The sequence below is a fragment of the Burkholderia contaminans genome (assembly GCF_029633825.1).
Taxonomy (GTDB): Bacteria; Pseudomonadota; Gammaproteobacteria; order Burkholderiales; family Burkholderiaceae; genus Burkholderia; species Burkholderia contaminans.
Genome location: NZ_CP090640.1, coordinates 3,366,230 through 3,388,348, shown reverse-complemented (window position 1 = coordinate 3,388,348; position 22,119 = coordinate 3,366,230). Strand labels below are relative to the sequence as shown.

The 22,119-nt window shown below is 67.1% G+C and carries 25 protein-coding genes; 14 read left to right on the top strand and 11 right to left on the bottom strand.

The features are described 5' to 3' along the window. Positions 1-93: 93 nt before the first annotated feature. The 8 genes from LXE91_RS15815 to LXE91_RS15780 form a co-directional block, all read right to left on the bottom strand. Positions 94-558 carry an acetyltransferase gene (locus tag LXE91_RS15815; RefSeq protein WP_039342787.1) on the bottom strand — a complete coding sequence of 155 codons (465 nt, stop codon included), beginning with the start codon at positions 556-558 and terminating at the stop codon, positions 94-96. A 116-nt stretch (positions 559-674) separates the two neighbouring features. Further along, positions 675-1,166 (bottom strand): NUDIX hydrolase, encoded by a 492-nt coding sequence (locus LXE91_RS15810; RefSeq protein WP_039342789.1) that lies wholly within the window; start codon positions 1,164-1,166, stop codon positions 675-677. A 50-nt stretch (positions 1,167-1,216) separates the two neighbouring features. Continuing rightward, the gene (locus tag LXE91_RS15805; RefSeq protein WP_223274356.1) at positions 1,217-2,131 is read right to left on the bottom strand and encodes an NAD(P)-dependent oxidoreductase; all 915 of its coding nucleotides are present in this window, start codon (positions 2,129-2,131) and stop codon (positions 1,217-1,219) included. 67 nt (positions 2,132-2,198) lie between these two features. Beyond that, positions 2,199-2,486: a gamma-butyrobetaine hydroxylase-like domain-containing protein gene (locus LXE91_RS15800; protein WP_039342794.1), complete on the bottom strand. Its 288-nt coding sequence runs from the start codon at positions 2,484-2,486 to the stop codon at positions 2,199-2,201. After that, on the bottom strand, positions 2,483-3,478 hold the full coding sequence (locus LXE91_RS15795) for a HEAT repeat domain-containing protein (RefSeq protein ID WP_039342797.1): 996 nt from the start codon (positions 3,476-3,478) through the stop codon (positions 2,483-2,485). The genes LXE91_RS15800 and LXE91_RS15795 overlap by 4 nt, the downstream gene beginning before the upstream one ends. Before the next feature lie 31 nt (positions 3,479-3,509). Next, the gene (locus LXE91_RS15790; RefSeq protein ID WP_039342800.1) at positions 3,510-3,755 is read right to left on the bottom strand and encodes a 4Fe-4S dicluster domain-containing protein; all 246 of its coding nucleotides are present in this window, start codon (positions 3,753-3,755) and stop codon (positions 3,510-3,512) included. 10 nt (positions 3,756-3,765) lie between these two features. Continuing rightward, positions 3,766-5,505 carry a fumarate reductase/succinate dehydrogenase flavoprotein subunit gene (locus tag LXE91_RS15785; protein WP_039342802.1) on the bottom strand — a complete coding sequence of 580 codons (1,740 nt, stop codon included), beginning with the start codon at positions 5,503-5,505 and terminating at the stop codon, positions 3,766-3,768. After that, positions 5,502-6,272, bottom strand: coding sequence for a GntR family transcriptional regulator (locus tag LXE91_RS15780; RefSeq protein ID WP_039342803.1), 771 nt, complete (start codon positions 6,270-6,272; stop codon positions 5,502-5,504). The genes LXE91_RS15785 and LXE91_RS15780 overlap by 4 nt, the downstream gene beginning before the upstream one ends. Before the next feature lie 321 nt (positions 6,273-6,593). Between LXE91_RS15780 and LXE91_RS15775 the strand changes: the two genes are divergently transcribed. From LXE91_RS15775 to LXE91_RS15725, 11 genes are all read left to right on the top strand, one after another. Next, complete coding sequence (locus LXE91_RS15775) at positions 6,594-7,814, top strand: MFS transporter (protein WP_039342805.1); 1,221 nt, start codon at positions 6,594-6,596, stop codon at positions 7,812-7,814. Positions 7,815-8,096: 282 nt separating this feature from the next. Then, positions 8,097-8,498: a DnaJ family domain-containing protein gene (locus LXE91_RS15770; protein WP_006478536.1), complete on the top strand. Its 402-nt coding sequence runs from the start codon at positions 8,097-8,099 to the stop codon at positions 8,496-8,498. Further along, positions 8,495-9,091 carry a tRNA adenosine(34) deaminase TadA gene (tadA, locus tag LXE91_RS15765; RefSeq protein ID WP_039342806.1) on the top strand — a complete coding sequence of 199 codons (597 nt, stop codon included), beginning with the start codon at positions 8,495-8,497 and terminating at the stop codon, positions 9,089-9,091. Before LXE91_RS15770 ends, tadA begins: the two co-directional genes overlap by 4 nt. Before the next feature lie 111 nt (positions 9,092-9,202). Next, positions 9,203-10,141, top strand: coding sequence for a muramoyltetrapeptide carboxypeptidase (gene ldcA / locus LXE91_RS15760; RefSeq protein WP_039342808.1), 939 nt, complete (start codon positions 9,203-9,205; stop codon positions 10,139-10,141). Positions 10,142-10,448: 307 nt separating this feature from the next. Beyond that, complete coding sequence (locus LXE91_RS15755) at positions 10,449-11,153, top strand: GntR family transcriptional regulator (RefSeq protein ID WP_039342809.1); 705 nt, start codon at positions 10,449-10,451, stop codon at positions 11,151-11,153. A gap of 150 nt (positions 11,154-11,303) precedes the next feature. Further along, the gene (locus LXE91_RS15750; protein WP_039342811.1) at positions 11,304-12,788 is read left to right on the top strand and encodes an NCS1 family nucleobase:cation symporter-1; all 1,485 of its coding nucleotides are present in this window, start codon (positions 11,304-11,306) and stop codon (positions 12,786-12,788) included. 10 nt (positions 12,789-12,798) lie between these two features. Continuing rightward, entirely contained in the window at positions 12,799-13,590 is a 792-nt protein-coding gene (locus LXE91_RS15745; RefSeq protein WP_039342813.1) for an aspartate/glutamate racemase family protein, read from the top strand. A gap of 148 nt (positions 13,591-13,738) precedes the next feature. Beyond that, entirely contained in the window at positions 13,739-14,692 is a 954-nt protein-coding gene (puuE, locus tag LXE91_RS15740; RefSeq protein WP_039342815.1) for an allantoinase PuuE, read from the top strand. Further along, positions 14,689-15,210 (top strand): 2-oxo-4-hydroxy-4-carboxy-5-ureidoimidazoline decarboxylase, encoded by a 522-nt coding sequence (gene uraD / locus LXE91_RS15735; RefSeq protein WP_039342817.1) that lies wholly within the window; start codon positions 14,689-14,691, stop codon positions 15,208-15,210. The genes puuE and uraD overlap by 4 nt, the downstream gene beginning before the upstream one ends. A 62-nt stretch (positions 15,211-15,272) precedes the next feature. Continuing rightward, positions 15,273-16,286: an allantoicase gene (gene alc, locus LXE91_RS15730; protein ID WP_011352409.1), complete on the top strand. Its 1,014-nt coding sequence runs from the start codon at positions 15,273-15,275 to the stop codon at positions 16,284-16,286. Further along, on the top strand, positions 16,283-16,795 hold the full coding sequence (locus LXE91_RS15725) for an ureidoglycolate lyase (RefSeq protein WP_039342820.1): 513 nt from the start codon (positions 16,283-16,285) through the stop codon (positions 16,793-16,795). Before alc ends, LXE91_RS15725 begins: the two co-directional genes overlap by 4 nt. An 80-nt stretch (positions 16,796-16,875) precedes the next feature. Here the strand turns inward: LXE91_RS15725 and LXE91_RS15720 are convergent, their stop codons facing one another. Beyond that, positions 16,876-17,841 carry a LysR family transcriptional regulator gene (locus LXE91_RS15720; RefSeq protein ID WP_039342822.1) on the bottom strand — a complete coding sequence of 322 codons (966 nt, stop codon included), beginning with the start codon at positions 17,839-17,841 and terminating at the stop codon, positions 16,876-16,878. 151 nt (positions 17,842-17,992) lie between these two features. Between LXE91_RS15720 and LXE91_RS15715 the strand changes: the two genes are divergently transcribed. Continuing rightward, a complete protein-coding gene (locus LXE91_RS15715; RefSeq protein WP_039342823.1) occupies positions 17,993-18,397 on the top strand; it encodes a RidA family protein in 405 nt (134 codons plus the stop codon). A 27-nt stretch (positions 18,398-18,424) separates the two neighbouring features. On the opposite strand, the gene LXE91_RS15710 is transcribed toward LXE91_RS15715, so the two are convergent. Further along, a complete protein-coding gene (locus tag LXE91_RS15710; RefSeq protein WP_039342825.1) occupies positions 18,425-19,240 on the bottom strand; it encodes an aminotransferase class IV family protein in 816 nt (271 codons plus the stop codon). A gap of 131 nt (positions 19,241-19,371) precedes the next feature. Here LXE91_RS15710 and LXE91_RS15705 point away from each other — a divergent pair, with 131 nt between their 5' ends. Together LXE91_RS15705 and LXE91_RS15700 are read left to right on the top strand one after the other, a co-directional pair. After that, on the top strand, positions 19,372-20,292 hold the full coding sequence (locus tag LXE91_RS15705) for a LysR substrate-binding domain-containing protein (protein WP_039342827.1): 921 nt from the start codon (positions 19,372-19,374) through the stop codon (positions 20,290-20,292). A gap of 72 nt (positions 20,293-20,364) precedes the next feature. Further along, positions 20,365-20,775, top strand: coding sequence for an ACT domain-containing protein (locus LXE91_RS15700; protein ID WP_039342828.1), 411 nt, complete (start codon positions 20,365-20,367; stop codon positions 20,773-20,775). Between the two features lie 98 nt (positions 20,776-20,873). On the opposite strand, the gene LXE91_RS15695 is transcribed toward LXE91_RS15700, so the two are convergent. Further along, positions 20,874-22,067 carry a urate hydroxylase PuuD gene (locus tag LXE91_RS15695; protein ID WP_039342830.1) on the bottom strand — a complete coding sequence of 398 codons (1,194 nt, stop codon included), beginning with the start codon at positions 22,065-22,067 and terminating at the stop codon, positions 20,874-20,876. Positions 22,068-22,119: the final 52 nt, after the last annotated feature.

Below are 22,119 nucleotides of genomic sequence, written 5' to 3'. Positions count from 1 at the left end.
CTCATCCGTGCGGGGCGTGCCGAACCGATCGATGACCCGACCGCCCGGAGCGCACGACGTGAAGGGCGGCGTGCTATCCCGCGCGGGCCACGATCATGCGTGCTGCGGCGAGGACGACGGTTTCGTGCGATAGCGCAGGTGAATCAACGGATAGGCGCGCCCCTGCCCATCGAGCGCCGATCGCCCGGTGCGCTCGAAGCCGAGCCGTTCATAGAATCCTGCCGCCGCTTCGTTCTGCTCGTTGACGTCGGTCGACAGGTCGGGGTGACGCTTGAGCGCATCTTCCACGAGCAGGCGCCCGACACCCGCGCCATGGTGAGCGGGATCGACGAACAGCGCTTCCATATGACTGCCGTCGAGCAGCATGAAGCCGATCGCGCGGTCGGAATCGTCGACGGCGAGATCGAGCGGCGCACCGGGCAGGAACGCGACGACTTCGGATTCGATCGCACGTCGGTCGTCGTCGCTGAGGAACGGGTGCGTGGCGTCGACCGCGTTGCGCCAGATATCCAGCACGCGTGCGCCGTCGGCCGGGGTGGATTTGCGAATTCTGATCATGGGTTGGCCCGTCTTTGATTTGTAATTGGCAGTTCGTCGGCGGGTAGCCGGCACCGTCATGGCCCCGATCGGGCCGCTCGCAAAGGCTGCGAGAAAGACGGCGGTGTTTCAGGTTTTCAAGTATTGGCCGGACGCTGCGCGTGACCAGGGACCGCAGCATGCTCGATCGCGCGTCGCGCGACATCACGAACCCCCGCGCTCATCGGCAAGTCATCGCGGTCGAGTTCGGCGAGATCGAACCAGCGCGCATCGAGCGCATCGTCGCCGGCGGCAGGCGTGCCGCGCAACCATCGGCACAGCACCGCGACCATGACGAAATGCTGACGCACGTCGCCGCCAGCATCGTAATCGAACGCATCCAGCGCGGTAAAGGCGTCGAGCGCCTCGACGTCCATGGTCGTCTCTTCGGCGATCTCGCGCACTACCGCGCTCGCAATCGATTCCCCCACTTCGATCTTGCCGCCGGGAAAGCCCCAGCATCCCGCATCGGGCGGATTGGCGCGACGTACCAGCAGTACGTCGCGCTCCCGCAGCACGATGCCGATCACGGCGGGAACCGGGCGGACGGAAGCGGGGATGCGGGTCGGGGAGCGAGATGAGTCGGACATGTGGTGCTGCGCGCGGGTGCGTTCGGGTGGGTGGGGCGGCCGGCGACGTTTCATTGTGCGTGGTCGGTGCGCTGCTCGATCGCGCGGATCACCGCGACCATGTCGTCAGCGCCATGTCCGGCTCGCTCGGTCTCGCCGTACAGCGCATGGCAGATGTCGAGCAGGGGCGACGCGATGCCGATGCCGCGCGCGGATTCGGCAACGAGGCGGGCATTCTTCAGCACGTCGGTGATCGCGGCCTGCACCGAGAAATCCGCCGCGACGAGTTTGCCGAGCTTCACGCGTGACACGTCGCTCGCCATCGGGCCTGCGTTCAGCACGTCGGCGAAGCGGGCGAGATCGATGCCGTGGCGTTGCGCGAAATGCGTGGCTTCGGTCAGGCCGGTGACCATCGTGATCAGGAACAGGTTCACGGCGAGCTTCATCGTCAGCGCCGACGGTACGTCGCCGCACACGAAGCTGTCGCGGCACAGTGGCTTCACGAGCGAACGGACGGCGTCGACGTCGTCCGGCGCGCCGGCGAGCATCACGACGAGTTGACCGGCTTCGGCCGGCTTGCGCGACCCCGACACGGGTGCTTCAACGTAACGGCCCGACGCGGCGGCGATTTCGTCGGCCAGCGCGCGCGAGTATTCGGGCGGATGCGTGTCCATGTTGACGATCGTATGTCCGGCGACGCGGCGGCTGAAATCGGTCGTGCCGCGTCCGAGGACGGCATCGGTCGCCGCGTCGTTCGCGAGCATCAGGATGACGGTGCGGCAGGCCGCGAACACGTCGTCTGCATGGTCGGCCACGCGCGCGCCGGCGTCGCGCAGCGCATTGTCGCTGCCGTGCGACCGGCTCCACACGATGAGCGGCGTACCGGCCCGTGCAAGATTGAGCGCCATCGGCGTGCCCATCACGCCAAGGCCGATGAATCCGACTGCGGTCTGCATGTTCTGGCTCCCACGGTGGGTGGAGACGATCGTGGGCGTCAGTATCGCAGCGTTTCCGCACGCCTGCCATGTGGTCCGCACGCCTGCGGGCGCCACGTCATGGTTGCGCCGTCATCTCCGCCAGATACGGCCACGGATAGATGCCGCGCGCATGACCGTCGCCGAATACCGCGCGGATGCCGTAGCCGGCTGCCTCGACGTCGTTCAGCATCACATCGGGTCGTACATCGACACGACCGCCGTCGCGCCGGATCCTTCGGCATTCCGCACACGGGCAATCAATGCGCAGCTGCGCATAGCCGATGCGTTGCGTGTGACCGTCCGGCCAGCGAAGCGTCAATGTGCGCGCAGGGTGATCGAGCGCGATTTCGGTCGGGGCGATCATGGCGACGACGCGTCGATTTGCCGGATCGCGATCCGCACGGCCTTGCGTACTTCCGGATCGTGGTCCTCCAGCGCGCGGGTCAGCGCGGGCAACGTCGCGCGGTCGCGCAATTCGCCGAGCGCAAGCGCGGCTTCCTTGCGCAGGTTGCTGATCGCATGCGAGAGCAGCGCGGCGACGGCCGGCGCCGCGGCCGCATCGCGCAGTTGCCCGAGCGCACGTGCGGCACGCAGGCGCACTTGCCAGTAGTCGTCGTCGAGCGCGGCGACGAGCGGTTCGCGTGCGGTCGCAACGCGCAGCTTGCCGAGCGTCGTGGCCGCTTCCTCGCGCACCTGCCATTCGTGGTCGCGTAGTGCGACGAACAGTGCGTGGATGGTGGACGCATCGTCGGGCGCCGCGAAACCGATCGCGCCGACCGCGATACGTCGCACGTCCGCTGCGGTATCGGTCGTCGCGATGCCCGCGAGCGGCGGCAGCGCACGTGGATCCTTGAGCCAGCCGAGCACCGCCACGGCTTCGGCGCGCACCGCGGCGTGTTCCGCGTCGAGCGCGTGCAGCGCGGGCGCGAATGCGCCGGGGTCGCGCAACTCGCGCAATCCGCGCAGCACGGCTCGGCGCACGAACGGCTCGGGCCGGGCTGCCCATCGACACAGCACGGCGCCCGATGCCGAGTTCTTCAGTTCGGACAGGCTTTGCGCCGCGGCGGCGCGCACGTCGTCGTCCGGATCGAGCAACGCACCGCACAGTGCGTCGACGACGTCGGGCTGTTCCCACGCACCGAGCACGCGGGCGGCTTCGGCGCGCACGTCGGGCGACGGATCGGCGCGCAGCGCGGCGATGAAAGCGGGCACGAACCCGGGGTCCTCGAGATCGGCGAGTTCGAACAGTGCGACGCGGCGCACGGCGGCATCGGGCGACGCGAGGCGGGCGGCGAGTGCGGCTTCGTCGGAAGCGTGCGCGCGGGCCGGCGTGGCAGCGAAGGAGGAGTCGGTCATGGGCGACGGGAGGGAGCGTTGGGGGACAGGGTCAGCGCAGCAGGTAAGGGATGTCGACCTTGACCGCGCCGGTCGGGCAGTCGCGTTCGCATGGCATGCAGTACCAGCATTCGTCGAACTGCATATAGGCCTTGCCCTTGGTCACGTCGATCGCGAGCAGGTCGAGCGGGCACACGTCGACGCAGACGGTGCAGCCCTTGTCGGCGATGCACAGGTTCTCGTCGATCGTCACGGGTGCGCTGCTGCGCTGGAAGATGTCGTGCGGGGTATGGGGCATGGCTGGTTCCTCAAAGGGCGGCCGCGAGCGCGGCCGGTTCGCGGATGCGCAGATTCGTGTAGGCGCCGCGCTCGTCGTCGGCAAGCGGCACGACATACGGTTCGACCGGCCGCTTCTCGCTGCGCATCGCGCCCGCGGCGTCCTTGTGCAGCCAGGTGTGGCAAAACCATTCGGCGTCGTTGCGATGCGGGAGGTCGACGCGGTGGTGGTACAGCCCCCAGCGGCTTTCGGTGCGGTACAGCGACGCGCGCGCTGCCATTTCCGCGCAGTCACGGATCGCGCGCACTTCGGCGGCGCGCATCAGTTCGTGCGGGTGGTTCGCCTTGATCTCTTCGATATCCTCATTAATGGCGTCAAAGCGCTGCAGCCCGATTTCCATCTTGCGCGTCACCTTCGGCGGTTGCAGATAGTCGTTCACCATGCGGCGCAGCTTGTATTCGACCTGGGCCGGCGCCAGGCCGCGCTCGCGCAGCAGCGGCGCAAGCACGCGCGTGCGTTCGGCGGCGACCTGTTCGTCGTCCACCGGCGCATGCTCGCGGCCGGCCACGTAGTCGGCCGCGTTCTGCCCGGCAAACCAGCCGTACGTGAATGCGCCGAGCATGTAGTTGTGCGGGACAGCCGCCATGTCGCCGGCCGCGTAGAGCCCGGGCACGGTCGTCTCCGCGCGGGCGTTCACGTACACGCCGGATGCGCTGTGGCCGCTGCAGAAGCCGATCTCGGAGATGTGCATCTCGACCATCTGGCTGCGGTAATCGGTGCCGCGCCCGGCATGGAAACGGCCGCGGCTCGGCCGCTCGTTCGTATGCAGGATCTGCTCGATGGTCTGGATCGTTTCTTCCGCGAGGTGGTCGAGCTTCAGGAACACGGGGCCGTTGCCGCTTTGCAGTTCCTGGTAGAACTCCCACATCATCTGGCCGCTCCAGTAGTCGCATTCGATGAAGCGTTCGCCCTTGCCGTTCGCGGTGAAACCGCCGAGCGGGCCGGTGACGTACGCGCACGCGGGGCCGTTGTAGTCCTTGATCAGCGGATTGATCTGGAAGCATTCGAGATTCGCGAGCGCGGCACCGGCGTGATACGCCATCGCATAGCCGTCGCCCGCGTTGGTCGGATTCTCGTAGGTGCCCATCAGGTAGCCCGAGGCCGGCAGGCCGAGGCGGCCGGCCGCGCCGCAGCAGAGAATCACGGCCTTCGCGCGGATCACGTGGAACTCGGCGGTGCGGCAGTCGAAGCCGAGCACGCCGCTCGCGCGACCCTGCGCGTCGGTCAGCACGCGCGTCGCCACGATCCGGTTCGTGATCGCGATGCGCGCGCGCTTCAGCTGCCGGTACAGCACCTTCTTGATGTCGTGTCCTTCCGGCATCGGCAGCACGTACGAGCCCATGTGATGGACCTTCTTCACCGCGTAGTCGCCGGTGCCGTCCTTCTCGAACTTCACGCCCCAGCGGTCGAGCTGCTCGATCGTCGCGAAGCTGTGCGTCGCATATGCGTACACGGCCTCCTGGTCGACGATCCCGTCGTTGGCGATCGTGATCTCGCGCGTGTACTGCTCGGGCGTCGCATGCCCGGGGATCACCGCGTTGTTCAGGCCGTCCATCCCCATCGAGATCGCGCCGCTGCGCTTCACGTTGGCCTTTTCGAGCAGCAGCACGCGCAGGGACGGGTCGCGCTCCTTCGCCTTGATCGCTGCCATCGGGCCGGCAGTGCCGCCGCCGACCACGACGATGTCGTATTCGAGCACGTGGGTGGTCATCGCTGTTTCCTTGCAGGTTTGCGCGGCTTCTGCCGGTCGATGCGCAGCCGGTACTGGAAGGCGTCGCCGCGGAAGTAGAGGGTTTCGTAGTCGATCGGTGCGCCCGACGCGTCATGCGTGAGGCGCTCGATGCGCAGCACGGGGCTGCTTTCCTCGACGTGCAGGGCATCGACGATCTCGTCGTCGGCGAGGATCGCGTCGATCGACACGTCGGCATGGCCGAGCGGGATGCCGCAGTCGTTTTCCAGGACCAGGAAAATGTCGCGGGTCGCGAGGTCGGCGCCCGCGAGACGCTTGCCGATGGCTTCGGGCACCCACGTCTGTTCGAGCGACACGGGCTCGCGATTCAGCAGCCGCACACGATGAATCTCGACGAGCGCCGCGCCTTCGGGCACGTTCAGCTTCGTGGCGAGATGGCGGTTGGCCTTGACGGTGCGGAGGCTGCGCACCTGGTTGACGATCTCGTAGCCCATCGACGACATCGCCTCGGCGAAGCCCTGCAGCGAGGTCACGTTCTGGAACGCCTTCGGCTTCGACACGAAGGTGCCCTTGCCGTGCAGCTTGAACAGCAGTCCTTCCTTCTGCAGATCGCCGAGCGCCTGGCGCACCGTGATGCGACTGACGTCGAACATCGCGCAGAGTTCGTGCTCGGACGGCATCCGGCTGTGCGGCGCATAGGTGCCGTCGAGAATGCGCGCACGCAGCGTGTCCTTGATCTGCACGTAGAGCGGGGCCGCCGACAGCGGCACGACGTTGGGGGAGGTCATCGGTCAACTTGTTATGACAAGATTGCCCGAGTGTAGTCAGCCGGATCGCGCGGTCCAACCAACTATTTCTGATTTCGACTTTCCCGATTCCGGAAAGGCGCGGGGCAGGGGCGGACCGAACGGTCGATCCGGCGTGCGGTGACGGCCCGGTCCGCCCGTTGCGGGCGGAGCCGATCGGCGGACAATGAAAGTTCGACGTTGCGTGTGCCGCGCATGTCGATTTCCCGATGCGTCGCCCGTCGTATCCATGTCGACTGGGCATTGCGCGAAGCAGGTGGCGCCCGGTTCCCGAGGATCGTCATCACGACAAGGAGGTACCCCATGCCGGACTCCCGATACCGCTGGGTCATCGTCGCCGCGGGCGGCCTGATGGGCTGCATCGCGATCGGCGCGATGTTTTCGCTGCCGGTGTTCCTGCGCGCGATCGCGCGCGACACGGGCTGGTCGATGACCGGCATTTCCGGCGCGATGACGCTCGGCTTCATCGCGATGGCCTTCGCGAGCATGGCGTGGGGCAGCTTGTCGGACCGCATCGGCACGCGCCCGGTCGTCATGACGGGCGCCGTCCTGTTGTCGGCAAGCCTGGCGCTGGCGAGCCGCGCGCCGTCGCTGCTCGCGTTCCAGCTCACCTTCGGTCTCGCCGTCGGCGGCGCGACGGCTGCGATATTCGCGCCGATGATGGCGTGCGTGACGGGCTGGTTCGACACGCACCGCAGCCTCGCGGTGTCGCTCGTGTCGGCCGGCATGGGGATGGCGCCGATGACGATGGCCCCGCTGGCCGCGTGGCTCGTGTCGGTGCGCGACTGGCGCACGTCGATGCTGCTGGTTGCGGCGCTGGCGGCCGTCGTGATGGTTCCGGTGTCGCTGCTGGTGCGCCGGGCGCCCGCGCTCGACGGCGCGCAGGCGGCTCCCGCGGTGTCGGCGCCTGCCGGCGACCCCGCGGCGATGTCGGTCGCGGATGCGCTGCGCTCGCCGCAGTTCGTCGTGCTGCTGCTGACCAACTTCTTCTGCTGCGCGACGCACTCGGGCCCGATCTTCCATACGGTCAGCTACGCGGTGACGTGCGGGATCCCGCTGATCGTCGCGGTGTCGATCTACAGCGTCGAAGGGCTTGCCGGCATGGGCGGCCGGATCGCGTTCGGGATCCTGGGCGACCGCCTCGGCGCGAAGCGCATGCTGGTGGCCGGGCTGCTCGCGCAGGCGCTGGGTGCGCTCGGGTATTACTTCGTGCGCACGCTCGACGGGTTCTACGCGGTCGCCGTCGTGTTCGGCTTCATCTACGCGGGCGTGATGCCGCTGTATTCGGTGCTCGCGCGCGAGAACTTCCCGCTGCGGATGATGGGCACCGTGATCGGCGGCTGCGCGATGGCCGGCAGCCTCGGGATGGCCGCGGGCCCCGTCGCCGGTGGCCTGATCGTCGATACGTTCGGCAGCTACGGCTGGCTGTATCTCGGCTCGTTTGCGATCGGTCTCGGCGCGTTCCTGATCGCGATGATGTTCCGCCCGTTCGCGAACGCGCGGCGGGAAGCGGCGGCTGCCTGAAACAGGAAAACTGGAAACAGGGCCGTGTCCGTTTTTCCGGGGCGGCGCGGTTCGGTGGGCGTCGTCCCAAACAAAAGCGGAGCCCGATACGGGTCGCATTTGCCGGTGTCCGGATGGCCCGCAGCCCGCTGCAGCGCAGCAGAGCGGCAAATGAGACGGATCGGCGCGCATGCCCCACGATTCGGCCCCTAAAAAACACAATATCGAGCATATATTCGAAGGGCCTGTCATACCGGCGTCACCCTGCTAGAATTCGGCCTGCCGCATTGTTCCGATTGACTGATGAGATTGCTTGACGCCCTGGTCGAACAACGTATTGCCGCCGCCGCCGCGCGGGGAGAGTTCGACGATTTGCCGGGTACCGGCGCGCCGCAGGCGCTGGATGACGACCTGCTCGTACCCGAGGAGGTGCGGGTGGCCAACCGTATCCTGAAGAATGCGGGCTTCGTGCCGCCGGCCGTCGAGCAATTGCGCGCGCTGCGCAACCTGCATGACGAAGTGCAGGCGGTCAGCGACCGCGCCGCGCGATGCCGTCTGCAGGCGAAGATCCTTGCACTCGACATGGCGCTCGAATCGCTGCGCGGCGGCCCGATGGTGATGCCGCGCGATTACTGCCGGCGCATCGCGGAGCGCCTGTGCGAGCGCGGGCTCGACGAAGCGTCCGCTGAAGCGGGGCCGATGTGACGTCCGACGCGCTGCACGACGCAGACCGGTCGGCAACCGCCCCGGCGGCCGAACCTGCCGCCGATTCCCCCGTTCCCGAAGCTGCGCCTGCATCGGCGCGCGACCTGCATTTCATGCGCCTCGCCCAGGCTGCCGCCGAAGAGGCGCGCGCGGCCGGCGAAGTGCCGGTTGGCGCGGTGCTCGTGCGTGGCGACGAAGTGATCGCACGCGGTTTCAACCATCCGATCGGCGGGCATGACCCGTCGGCCCATGCGGAAATGGCCGCGCTGCGCATGGCCGCGCAGCATCTGCAGAATTACCGGATGCCCGGCTGCGAGCTGTACGTGACGCTCGAGCCGTGCCTGATGTGCGCGGGCGCGATCATGCATGCGCGCATCGCGCGGGTCGTCTACGGTGCCGCCGATCCGAAGACGGGCGCGTGCGGCAGCGTGATCGACGCATTCGCGAATCCGCAACTGAACCACCATACCGAAGTGACCGGCGGCGTGCTCGCCGACGAGTGCGGCGCCGCGTTGAAGTCGTTTTTTGCCGACCGCCGTCGCGCGCTGCGCGAAGCACGGCTTGCCCGTGACGCCGAGTCCGGCGCGTCATAGGCGCGCCCGCCGCACCCGCCGCTCGACGCGAGCCGGGCGTGCACGGTTCCGTGAACCGGAGACGGTTCGGACCCTCTAAGCAGGTTTGACGACCCGACACCTTTCTTCGCCATGTCCTTCCAGCCCGCCGCGTCCTACACCATCCGCCTGCTTGCGCCATCCGGCTATCCGCATGACCCGGACGCGATCAATCGCGCGCTCGAGCGCCTCAGCACCGCGCAGCATCGCATCGAGAACATCGAAGCGACGCAGCGGCGCTTCCAGCGGTTCGGCGGTACCGACGGCGAGCGGGCAGGCGACCTGAATCGTCTTGCCGATCCCGAGCGGCCGCTGCCGGACATCGCGCTCGCGGTGCGCGGCGGCTACGGCGCGGCGCGCATCCTGCACGGGCTCGACTATCGCGGGCTCGAGCGCCGGCTGCGCGACCAGCCGGTCGCGCTCGTCGGCCACAGCGACTTCACGGCGCTCCAGCTCGCGCTGTACGCGAAGGCGCGCATCAAGACGTTCGGCGGCCCGATGCTGTCCGCCGACTTCGGCGCGGAAACGCCGAGCGACTTCACGATGCAGCATTTCTGGCAGACGCTGACGCAGCCGAGCACGACGATCATCGCCGAAGCGCCGCAGGTGCAGAGCGTGAACGTGACGGGCACGCTGTGGGGCGGCAACCTCGCGATCCTCACGTCGCTCGTCGGCACGCCGTACATGCCCGACATCGAAGGCGGCATCCTGTTTATCGAGGACGTCAACGAGCAGCCGTTCCGGATCGAACGGATGATCTATCAGTTGCACCTGTCGGGGCTGCTCGCGCGCCAGCAGGCGCTCGTGCTCGGCCAGTTCACCGGTGCACGACCATTCGAGTACGACAACGGCTACGACATGCAGGCGATGATCGACCAGGTGCGCGCGGTGATCGGGATTCCGGTCGTGACGGGCCTCCAGTTCGGTCACGTGCCCGACCTGCTCACGCTGCCGTTCGGCGCGCAGGCGCAACTGGTCGCGAATGCGCATGGGTTCCGGCTCACGCTGTCGGACTATCCGCACCTCGGTTGAGGCGGGCGCAGTCGGTCGAAAGGCGGGGTTCCCGCCTTTTTCTTTATGTAAATGTGCAACTAACGGTCAGGTATTTTTCGTCGACATCAGCAAGGTCGTGGCCTGATCTTGCACCAGTTTTGTCAACAAAATGACCGGAAGCTACACGACGAGAAGCGCGTCAGTTGTACGTCCCAGCCTTGTCGTGCATGGATTTGACGCATCGTGCACCGAACGAGGTCGCATCGATGCACGCCGATTGTGCGCAATGTCGGAAAAGAATTGTTGACAATATTTATGTCCACCCTAGGATGAGGATCATCACACGATGCCGATCATGAACGAGCCCGAATCCCACCCGTCCGGTGCAGCCAGTCCCGAAGCGATCGCCGAGCGGATCCGCACGGCGATCCTCGAGCATCGGCTCGCGCCGGGCGCGAAGCTGACGGAGGCGCAGCTCTGCGAGGTGTTCGGCGTGAAGCGCGGCGCGATCCGCCAGGCGCTCGCGCAGCTCGCGACCGACAAGCTGGTCGATCTCGAGCCGAACCGCGGCGCGTTCGTCGCGAGCCCGACGCTGCAGGACGTGCACGAGGTGTTCGAGATGCGCCGGATCATCGAGCTCGCCGTGGTCGAGCGGCTCGCGACCGGGCCCGGCGCGAAGCGGCTGAAGGGCGTCGCCTCGCTGATCGAGAAGGAACGCAAGGCGTTCCAGCGGCAGGACTTCGCGGCCTGGATCCGCCTGTCGGGCGAATTCCATACGGCGCTCGCCACGCTGATGGGCAATGCGACGCTCAGCGAGTGCCTCGAAGGGCTCGTCGCACGCTCGACGCTGATGTCGGCGCTGTACGAATCGCACGGGCGCAGCCCGTGCTCGTGCGACGACCACGACGAGATCCTCGGTGCGCTGGAGGCCGGCGATCCGAAGCGGGCGGTGACGCTGATGGCGCACCACCTGCAGCATGTCGAACTGAAGATGCTGGACCGGCCCGCACAAGGGCAGGTCGATTTGCGCGAAGTGTTCGGCGGCGCCTGAGCGGCGACGCGAACCCGGCCACGCGCCACAAGAACGAGCGAAATGCAGGCCCGCGGCGTTTGCCGCGGGCCGCTGGTCCGACTCCGGGCGTCGATCCGGAGCGATATCGATGACGGTGGAGCGGCCTTCCGGCCGCGTCAAGGAGAAGTCATGGCTCAGTTCAGTGTGGCGCACGATAGCGCCTATCCGGCGGAAGAAGGCGGCGAGGGCGGCGACCCGACACTGCCGAATGGTTACAGCGAACGTCTGTACAACGAAGATTTGGCACCCCTGAAAAATCAGACATGGGGTTCGTACAACATCTTCGCGTTCTGGATGTCCGACGTGCACAGCGTCGGCGGTTACGTGTTCGCGGGCAGCCTGTTCGCACTCGGGCTGACGAGCTGGCAGGTGCTGATTGCACTGATCGTCGGCATCGGCCTCGTGAACGCGCTGTGCAACCTGATCGCGCGGCCGAGCCAGCAGATCGGCGTGCCGTACCCGGTCGCATGTCGCGCGACGTTCGGCGTACTCGGTGCGAACGTGCCGGCCGTGATCCGCGGGCTGATCGCGATCGCGTGGTACGGCATCCAGACCTATCTCGCGTCGAGCGCGCTCGTGATCGTCGTGCTGAAATTCTTTCCGCAATGGCTGCCTTACGCGGACGTGCATCGCTACGGCTTCCTCGGGCTGTCGGCGGTCGGCTGGGCCGGCTTCATGCTGCTGTGGGTGCTCCAGGCGTTCGTGTTCTGGAACGGGATGGAGACGATCAAGAAGTTCATCGACTTCGCGGGGCCGGCCGTCTACGTCGTGATGTTCATCCTCGCCGGCTACATGGTGTGGCGAGCGGGCTGGCGCAACATCGGCATCAACCTCGGCGGCGTGAAGTACCACGGCGCGGAAGTGATTCCGGTGATGATCACGGCCGTGTCGCTGGTCGTGTCGTACTTCTCCGGGCCGATGCTGAACTTCGGCGATTTCTCGCGCTACTGCCGCTCGTTCGGCGACGTGAAGCGCGGCAATTTCTGGGGGCTGCCCGTCAACTTCCTCGCGTTCTCGCTCGTCACGGTGATCACCACCGCCGCGACGCTGCCGGTGTTCGGCGAACTGATCACCGATCCGGTCGCGACGGTCGGCCGCATCGACCATCCGACCGCGGTGATCCTCGGCGCGCTCACGTTCACGATCGCGACGATCGGCATCAACATCGTCGCGAACTTCGTGTCGCCCGCGTTCGACTTCTCGAACGTCGCGCCGCGCCTGATCAGCTGGCGCGCGGGTGGGATGCTCGCGGCCGTCGCGTCGATCTTCATCACGCCGTGGAACCTGTTCAACAACCCGGCGGTGATCCACTACACGCTCGACGTGCTCGGCGCGTTCATCGGCCCGCTGTACGGCGTGCTGATCGCCGACTTCTACCTCGTCAAGCGCGGCCGGCTCGTGCGCGACGACCTGTACACGATGTCGGAAAGCGGCACGTACTGGTACACGGGCGGCGTGAACCGCCGCGCGCTGGCCGCGCTGCTGCCGGCCGCGGTGATCGCGGTCCTCTGCGTGATGGTGCCGGGCTGGCAGGCCCTCGCGAATTTCTCGTGGTTCATCGGAGCGGGGCTCGGCTTCGTGTTCTACCGGCTGCTCACGAGCGCGAAGGCGTAAGGAGCGTGCGATGAGGATCCGACTGATCAATCCGAATACGACCCAGCGGATGACCGACGCGATGGGCCGCTGCGCGCGCGAGGTCGCGGCTGCCGGCACGGAGATCGTGGCCGTGAGCCCGCCCATGGGGCCGCCGTCGATCGAAGGCTATTACGACGAGGCGCTCGCGACGCCGGGGCTGCTCGCCGAGGTCGCGCGGGGCGAGCGCGACGGTTGCGATGCGTACGTGATCGCGTGCTTCGGCGATCCGGGCCTGTACGCGGCGCGCGAGCTCGCACGCGGGCCGGTGATCGGCATTGCCGAGGCCGCGATGCATGCGGCGAGCGTGCTCGCGCCGGGCTTCTCTGTCGTCACGACACTCGCGCGCACCTGCGGGATGGCATGGCATCTCGCCGAACGCTACGGGATGAAACGGTTCTGCCGCAACGTGCGCGCGACCGACGTCGCGGTGCTCGAGCTCGACCGGCCGGGCTCGGCCGCGCGCCGGATCATCGTCGACGAATGCCGGCGCGCGCTCGACGAGGACGGCGCCGACGCGATCGTGCTCGGCTGCGCGGGGATGGCCGAGTTCGCGCACGAGATCGAGCAGCAGATCGGCGCGCCGGTGGTCGAGGGCGTCACGGCGGCCGTCAAGTGGGCCGAGGCGCTCGTCGCGCTGCGCCTCGCGACCGCGAAGCGTGGCGACTACGCGCGCCCGCTGCCGAAGCGCTACGACGGCGCGTTCGCCCGCTTCAGCCCGCCGGACAGGGATGAGGCGGAAGCGCTCCCGAATTTGCCGCAACCGCACATACACACCGTCTGACACGCACTATCTGCGCCGCTGTATGGGCGCGTATGGGCGTTTTCGCTACACTGGGCCGTCATCGCATCGGCTTGCGCAGCCGGCCTCCGGCGCCTGCGCAGTCGATGCGAACCCATTATTTCAGCGAGCTTTCGCCGCACTTCGAACCATGTCACTCGATCCCAACTATCCGCGCGACCTGATCGGCTACGGCCGCCATCCCGTTCAGGCGAACTGGCCGGGGCGCGCCCGCGTTGCCGTGCAATTCGTGCTGAACTACGAGGAGGGCGGCGAGAACTGCGTGCTGCACGGCGATCCGGGCTCCGAGCAGTTCCTGTCGGAAATCGTCGGCGCGGCCGCGTATCCCGACCGCCACATGAGCATGGAGTCGATCTACGAATACGGTTCGCGGGCCGGCGTGTGGCGCATCCTGCGCGAATTCGAGAAGCGCGGGATGCCGCTGACGGTGTTCGGCGTCGGCATGGCGATCGAACGCCACCCGGAGCTTGCGCGCGCCTTCGTCGAGCTGGGCCATGAAATCGCGTGCCACGGCTGGCGCTGGATCCACTACCAGAGCATGACGCCCGAGCTTGAAGCCGAGCACATGCGCCTCGGGATGGAAGCGATCGAGCGCGTGACGGGCGAGCGTCCGCTCGGCTGGTACACCGGCCGCGACAGCCCCAATACGCACCGCCTGGTCGCGGAATACGGCGGCTTCCTGTACGACTCCGACAACTACGGCGACGACCTGCCGTTCTGGATGGATGTCGAGGTGTCGGGCGGCGGCACGTCGCCGCAGCTGATCGTGCCGTACACGCTCGACACGAACGACATGCGCTTCGCGACGCCGCAGGGCTTCAACACGGGCGATCACTTCTTCGACTACCTGCGCGACGCATTCGACGTGCTGTACGCGGAGGGCGACGAGGCGCCGAAGATGCTGTCTATCGGCATGCACTGCCGGTTGCTCGGCCGGCCGGGCCGGTTCCGCGGGCTGCAGCGTTTCCTCGATCACATCGAGAAGCACGATCGCGTATGGGTGACGCGCCGTGTCGATATCGCGCGTCACTGGCGTGAACATCATCCGTATCAGCCCAATCATCGAAACGAAGGGAAAGCATGAAGGCGATGCGCTACACGTTGGAACAACTGAACACGATGGCGCCGAGTGCATTTGTCGCGGCATTGTCGGGGATTTTCGAACATTCGCCGTGGGTGGCCGAAGTCGCCGCGGGCGAGCGGCCGTTCGCGAGCATCGACGCGCTCCACAAGACGATGTCGGGCGCGGTGGAAACGGCCGGCGAAGTGCGCCAGCTCGCGCTCATCAACGCTCACCCGGAACTGGCCGGCAAGGCCGCCGTGCGCGGCGAGCTGACCGCCGAGTCGACGCGCGAGCAGAGCGGCGCGGGCCTCGACCAGTGCACGCAGGAAGAGTTCGACAAGCTGCTGACGCTGAACCGCACGTATCGCGAGAAGTTCGGTTTCCCGTTCATCCTCGCGGTGCGCGGCTATGACCGGCACGGCATCATCGCGAACTTCGAGTCGCGCGTGAATCACTCGCGCACCGAGGAGCTGCGGGCGAGCCTCGACCAGATCTACCGGATCGCGCGTTTCCGCCTCGACGACCTGATCGACGCCTGACATCGCAATACGGCCTGCTGCATCGCAGCGGCCTGATCGCCTCACTGAAACAAGGAAACATCATGGCTGTTCCGCTTCTCGATCCCAACGCTCCCGACTTCACGCGGCGCTACGTGAACCTGGCCGACCCGCGTCTCGGTGCGCAGGCGCTCGAAGCCAGCGACGATTTCTTCGCGCCGAAGGACCGGATGCTGAACCCCGAGCCGGCCGTCTTCATCCCCGGCAAGTACGACGACCACGGCAAGTGGATGGACGGCTGGGAAACGCGCCGCAAGCGCACGACGGGCTACGACTGGTGCATCGTCAAGCTCGCGCGCCCGGGCGTGATCAAGGGCTTCGACATCGACACGAGCCATTTCACCGGCAATTTCCCGCCGGCCGCGTCGATCGAGGCCGCGTTCGTGGCCGACGGCGCGCCGACGCATGCGACCGAGTGGGTCGAGATCGTGCCCTCGACGACACTGCAGGGCAACAGCCATCACTACGTCGAAGCGAGCGATGCGCGAGCGTTTACCCACCTGCGCGTGAACATCTACCCGGATGGCGGCATCGCACGCCTGCGCGTGTACGGCCAGCCGCAGCTCGACTGGGCCGGCGCGAGCGCGACCGAGCAGTTCGACCTCGCGGCGATGGAAAACGGCGGTTATGTGGTGGCCGCGAACAACCAGCACTTCGGCGTCGCGTCGAACCTGCTGCTGCCGGGCCGCGGTGTGAACATGGGCGACGGCTGGGAAACCCGCCGCCGCCGCGAACCGGGCAACGACTGGGCGATCATCGCGCTCGCGCAGCCGGGCGTGATCCGCAAGATCGAAGTCGATACCGCGTTCTTCAAGGGCAACTACCCGGACCGCTGTTCGATCCAGGCCGCGTACGTGTCGGGCGGCACGGACAGCTCGCTGATCACGCAGTCGATGTTCTGGCCGGTGCTGCTCGGCGAACAGAAGCTGCAGATGGACAAGCAGCACTACTTCGAACAGGATATCGCGTCGCTCGGCCCCGTCACGCACGTGCGGCTGAACATCATTCCGGACGGCGGCGTGTCGCGCCTGCGCCTGTGGGGGACGCTCGACAAATGAAGACGCTTGCCATCGAACCGCTGACCAAGGAAGCGTTCGCGCCGTTCGGCGACGTGATCGAAACGGAAGGGGCGAAGCAGATTCCGATCAACCTCGGCACCACGATCCGCTTTCACGATCTCGCGAAAGTCGACGTGACCGATGAAGACGGCCGCACGCTCGTCAACCTGTTCCGCGGCCAGCCGCGCACGCTGCCGTTTGAAGTGAAGATGCTCGAGCGGCACCCGCTCGGCAGCCAGGCGTTCGTGCCGCTGAACGACCAGCCGTATCTCGTCGTCGTGGCGCCCGCGGGCGATCTCGATCCGGCGAAGATCCGCGCGTTCGTGACGAGCGGCTGGCAGGGCGTCAACTATGCGAAGGGCGTGTGGCATCACCCGCTGATCGCGCTCGGCGGCGTCAGTGATTTCGTCGTCGTCGATCGCGGCGGCGATGGCCTGAACCTGAACGAGCAGGACCTGCAGGAATCGTTGTGGCTCACCGACGAGGCGCTGCACGCGCTGACGGCCTGAGTCGCCGGCGTTTCTGCCGGCGTCTGACGAAACCCGCGCATCATGCGCGGTTTTTTTTTGTGCGGCCGGTTCGGCGCGATTCAGGTCGCCGCGTTTTTGCGCGTGTCGTGCGAGCTGCCGGCGCCGCGACGCCGGTTCGCAATCGGTGCATGCTGCGCCATCAGCTCGGCGACCCAGTCGATGAAGACGCGCAGCTTCGCGCTGACGTGCCGGTTCGGCGGGAACGCGATGTACATCGGCATCGGTTCGAGCTGCCATTGCTCGAACAGCGGCACCAGTTCGCCGCGGGCGCGATGCGCGCCCGCCATGTAGTCCGGCAGCCACAGAATGCCCAGTCCGGCGAGGCCGGCCTCGAGGTACGCATTGCCGTCGTCGACCGCGAGCACGTAGCGTCCGCGCACGTGGACCTGCTCGCCGTCGCGTTCCATCGCAAACGGCAATGCCTTGCCGATGCGCGCCCACAGAAAGCCGACGACCCGGTGATGCGTATCCTCCAGCTCGTCCGGATGCGTCGGCGTGCCGGCGCGTGCGAGATAGGACGGTGACGCATACACGCCGAGCCGCAGGTCGCCGACGCGCCGCGCGACCAGTGAGCGATCGGTCGGCTCGCCGCCACGCACGACGCAGTCGACGTTCTCGCCGATCACGTCCACCACGCGGTCGCTCACGCCCATGTCGAGCTGGATGTCCGGATAACGCGCATGGAACGCGGGCAGCGCGGGGATCAGGATCAGGCGGGCGAACGGGGTCGGCACGTCCACGCGCAGCCGCCCCCGGGGCGACGCGGACGCGGCGGACAGGCTCGTTTCGGCGTCGTCCATGTCTGCCAGCAGCCGCACGACGCGGTCGTAGTACGCGGCGCCGTCCGCCGTGACGACAACCTTGCGCGTCGTGCGATTGAACAGCTTCACGCGCAGCCGCGCTTCGAGCTGCTGCACGAGTTGCGTGACGGTGGTGCGGCTCATGTGCAGCGTCTCGGCTGCCTTCGTGAAGCTGCCGGCTTCCACCACGCGGGCGAATGCCTGCATTGCGTCGAATCGATCCATCGGGTCAGGGCTCCGCGTCGGTCGGAATTGTTTGGTGCGTGCAAACAGTGTTGGACAGGGTTGCCGGTTTATTCGCCGTGCAATGGTCCCTAAAGTGCCTTCATCGTTAATGCAGGGGCGGTTTCGCCCCGCAAACCGAAGGAGGTAGGGGATGGTAAAGCGTAGCGTGGTTTTCCCGCCCGGTCGCCAGGCACTGTACGATCGCAACCGCTATTCGCCGGCGTTGCGCTCGAACGGCTTCCTGTTCGTGTCCGGGCAGGTCGGCAGCCGAGAGGACGGCTCGCCGGAGCCGGAGCTGGGCGCGCAGGTCCGCCGTGCGTTCGACAACCTGAATGCCGTGCTGCGTGCGGCCGGCTGCACGTTCGACGACGTCGTCGACGTGACCGTGTTCCTCGTCGACCCCGAGGCGACGTTCGAGCGGATCTGGGAGATCGTCCCTGACTACTGGGGCGCCGCGCCGCATCCGACGCTGACCGCCGTCGGCGTGACGTGGCTGTACGGCTTCCAGTTCGAGATCAAGGCGATCGCGCGGCTGCCGGAGACGGTCGACGCGTGAGCAGCGCGCGGTTCGCGGCGGCGCGCGTCACGGCGCGGCCGGCGGCTCCTGTTCGTATGCGCGATGCAGCAGCGCGACGAACGATGTCGAATCGGGCAACGTCGCCGTGCCAAAGCGGCGCACGGCGATCCCGGGCGTCCATGAATTCATCACGACGGCGCCGGCCATCGACGGCAGGTCGGCCGGTGCCAGTTCGCGATCGTGCTGCGCGACGCCCATGCGCGCCAGTTGCCGGCGCAGGATGCTCATCGTGACGCCGCCGAGCATGCCGGCCACCGGCCACACGACCGCGTCGCCGGTCCAGAACGCCAGATTCCAGATCGAGCCCTCGCTGATGCGCCCGTGGCGATCGACGAAGGCCGCATCGTCGAAACCCTGCGCGATGGCGCGGCGCAGGAAGTGCGTCTTGGCGACTTCACCGACGTGCTTGATGTCCGGCAGTACGCGCTCGTGTTCGAATAGCGCGAGATCGAGCGGGCCCGCCGGTCCCGACGATGGCGCGGCGGTGCGGACCAGCACGTCGAGCGTTTCGTCGTCGCGCGGCGCGACGAATTCGCCCGTCGTCGCATGCACGGTCGCCGTCAGCGACAGCGCCGGCGGCGCACGATCGAGCGCGGCGCGCAGGAGCGTGCGAATCCGGTCGTCGGGCAGTGCCTGGCCGAAGAGCGTGCTCGACGCATCGCGCAGCCGCGCGAGATGCAGGTCGAGGCCGCGCACGTGGCCGTCGCGCACCTGCATCGCGGTGAAATGCGCATGGCCCGCGAACGCGAGCGCGGCGAGCGCGTCCGGGGTGGCGGCGACGCCGTTGAGCTGAGCGACGGACGGGAACGGGGCAACGGTCATTGGCGTATCTCCGGGTTTGGCCGCGAGCGCGGGGCTCACGGCATCTTCAAGAAAGCCTATTGTTTGCCGATTGATGGCGTGTTGAAAAACGAGTAGTTTTGGAAGGGTCATCAAATCCGGTTTGAAGATCGATGGAACGCATGTGGCCCGGTACGCGCGCGCTGAGGACGTTCGATGCGGCGGCGCGGCACCTGAATTTCTCGCGGGCGGCCGACGAGGTCGGGCTGACGCCGGCGGCCGTCAGTCACCAGATCAAGGGAATCGAAGCGCAGCTCGACATGGCGCTGTTCGTCCGCACGAGCCGCAGCATCCGGCTGACGCCGGCCGGTGTCGTGCTGGCCGCTGCGGCCGCCGAGGCGCTGGCGGGGCTGCAGCGCGCGACTGCCCGGGCACGGCGCGTCGCGCGGGAGCAGACGGAATTGCGCGTATCGGTCGGCGCGCGCTTCGCGACGCACTGGCTGCTGCCGCGGATGCCGCGTTTCAGGGCCGAGCATCCTGCGTTCGAGCTGTCGTTCGATATCACCGACCGGTTGCGCGATTTCGATGACGACGACATCGATGTCGCGATCCGCTTCGGCACCGGGCGTGATCGCGATGCGTGCGCGCAGCGCCTGTTCGATACGTCGGTCGTTGCGATCTGCAGTCCGGCGCTGCTGTCGGCCGGGCCGCCATTGCGCAAGCCGCGCGACCTGCTGCGCCACACGCTTTGCCACGTCGACTGCGAAGTCGACGGCGTGACCTGGCCGCGCTGGGCGGCCTGGATGGCCGCGGCCGGTGTCGACGGCTTCGACGACAGCCGGTGCGTATCGTTTCCGGATTCGAGCCACGTCGTGCAGGCTGTGACGGACGGCACCGCGATCGGTCTGGCGGAGCCGCGCATGATCGCGCGCGATCTCGCGGAGGGGCGCGTCGTGCAGCTGTTCGACGTGAACGTCGAGGTGGCGCCCGGCCTTGCGTATCACGTCGTGTATCCGGAGCGCACGCAGGACGATCCGCGCATCGTCGCCTTGCGCGACTGGCTTGCAGATGAAGTCGCGACGATGTGCGTTTAATGGTGGCGGCGGCGCGTGCTATCGTGCCCGCATCGCCACTGCTCGACGCCGTTTTCCACGCGTGTTCCTTCGATGAGCCAACCTGAAAGCAACCTCGCGATCCTGCTGAGCACGATGCAGCCCGAACTGCTTCCGGGCGCGTTCGCATTCGTGTTGCTGCCGACCGATGCAGACGTATCGTTATCCGAAGTAATTGCAACGTTCCGCGAGGCGGAAGGGCTGACCGTCGTGGTCGAAGAGGAGACGGCAGCGCGTCACGGCTGGCCCGTGCTGTTCCGTGCGGCCTGGATCACGCTGACCGTGCATTCGGACCTCGCGGCGGTGGGCCTCACGGCAGCATTCGCACGGGCGCTCGGCGCGGCCGGCATCAGTTGCAACGTGATGGCCGCCGCATACCACGATCACATCTTCGTGCCGTTCGACGATGGCCCGCGTGCGCTCGATGCGCTCGTCGCGCTCCAGCGCGATGCGATGCGCGGCTGACGCGCGAAGCGCATTCGGAACATGCAAAAAAACGGGCCCGTCATCGGGCCCGCGAACGGAGAGGATTGCGCCGGAGAACGACCCCGGCGCACGACGGCTTACTTGTTCGCGCCACCTTCGAACCAGGCGGCGAGCTTCGTGCGCTCGTCGTCGGTCATGTGCGTGACGTTGCCGATCGGCATTGCCTTCAGGCGCACGGCCTGTTCGTAGATACGCTGCGCGTTCTTCGACACTTCGTCCGGCGTGTCGAACATCACCCCTGCGGGCGCGCTGCCCATCAGCGTCGGCTTCGCCGAGTGGCACTCGACGCAGCGCTGCTGCAGGATCGGCATGATGTCGTTGATCACGACCTTCGGCGCGTTCGCGGCCTGCGCTTCCGGCGCGACCGGCTTCGGCGTCGTCCAGACCAGTGCGCCTGCCAGCAGCGCGACGCCGCCGATCGGCAGGTACCACAGCTGCTTGCCGCGGTGGCGCATCACGAAGAACTGGCGGATCAGCGCGCCGGCCAGCATGATCAGCACGAGCACGACCCAGTTGAACTTGTTCGTGTAGGTCATCGCGTAGTGGTTCGACAGCATCGCGAATACGACCGGCAGCGTGAAGTACGTGTTGTGCACCGAGCGCTGCTTGCCGCGCTTGCCGTAGATCGGGTTCGGCTCTTCGCCCTTGAGCATCTTGTCGACCATCTTGCGCTGGCCGGGGATGATCACGAAGAACACGTTCGCCGACATGATCGTCGCGAGCATCGCGCCGACGATCAGGTAGGCGGCACGACCCGCGAAGATGTGGCACGCGAGGTACGCGGCGGCGACCACGTAGATGCCGACGCAGATGCCGAGCACGCGGTCGTTGGTGCCGAGGATGCGGCACAGCGAGTCATAGACGATCCAGCCGGCCGCGAGGAAGCCGAGTGCGGACGCGACGGCGACCACCGGGCCCATGTCGAGCACGCTCTTGTCGATCAGGTAGGTGTTCGGCGCGAGCAGGTACAGCACGAAGAACAGCGAGAAGCCCGACAGCCAGGTCGTGTACGACGGCCACTTCGACCAGTGCAGGTCATCGGGCATTTCCGGCGGCGCGACCGTGTACTTCTGCATGTTGTAGAAGCCGCCACCGTGGACGTGCCACAGTTCGCCGAACACACCGCGCTTGCGCTGGTTCGGGTCGGTCGGCGGTTTCAGGCTGTTGTCGAGCGCGACGAAATAGAACGACTCGCCGATCCACGCAATGGCGACGATGACGTGCAGCCATCGCAGCGCGAGGTTCAGCCAGTCGGTGATGAAGCCTTCCATGAAACTCCTCCAGACTCAAATCGTTTGTTTGATGCGGGCGCTGATTCGAATG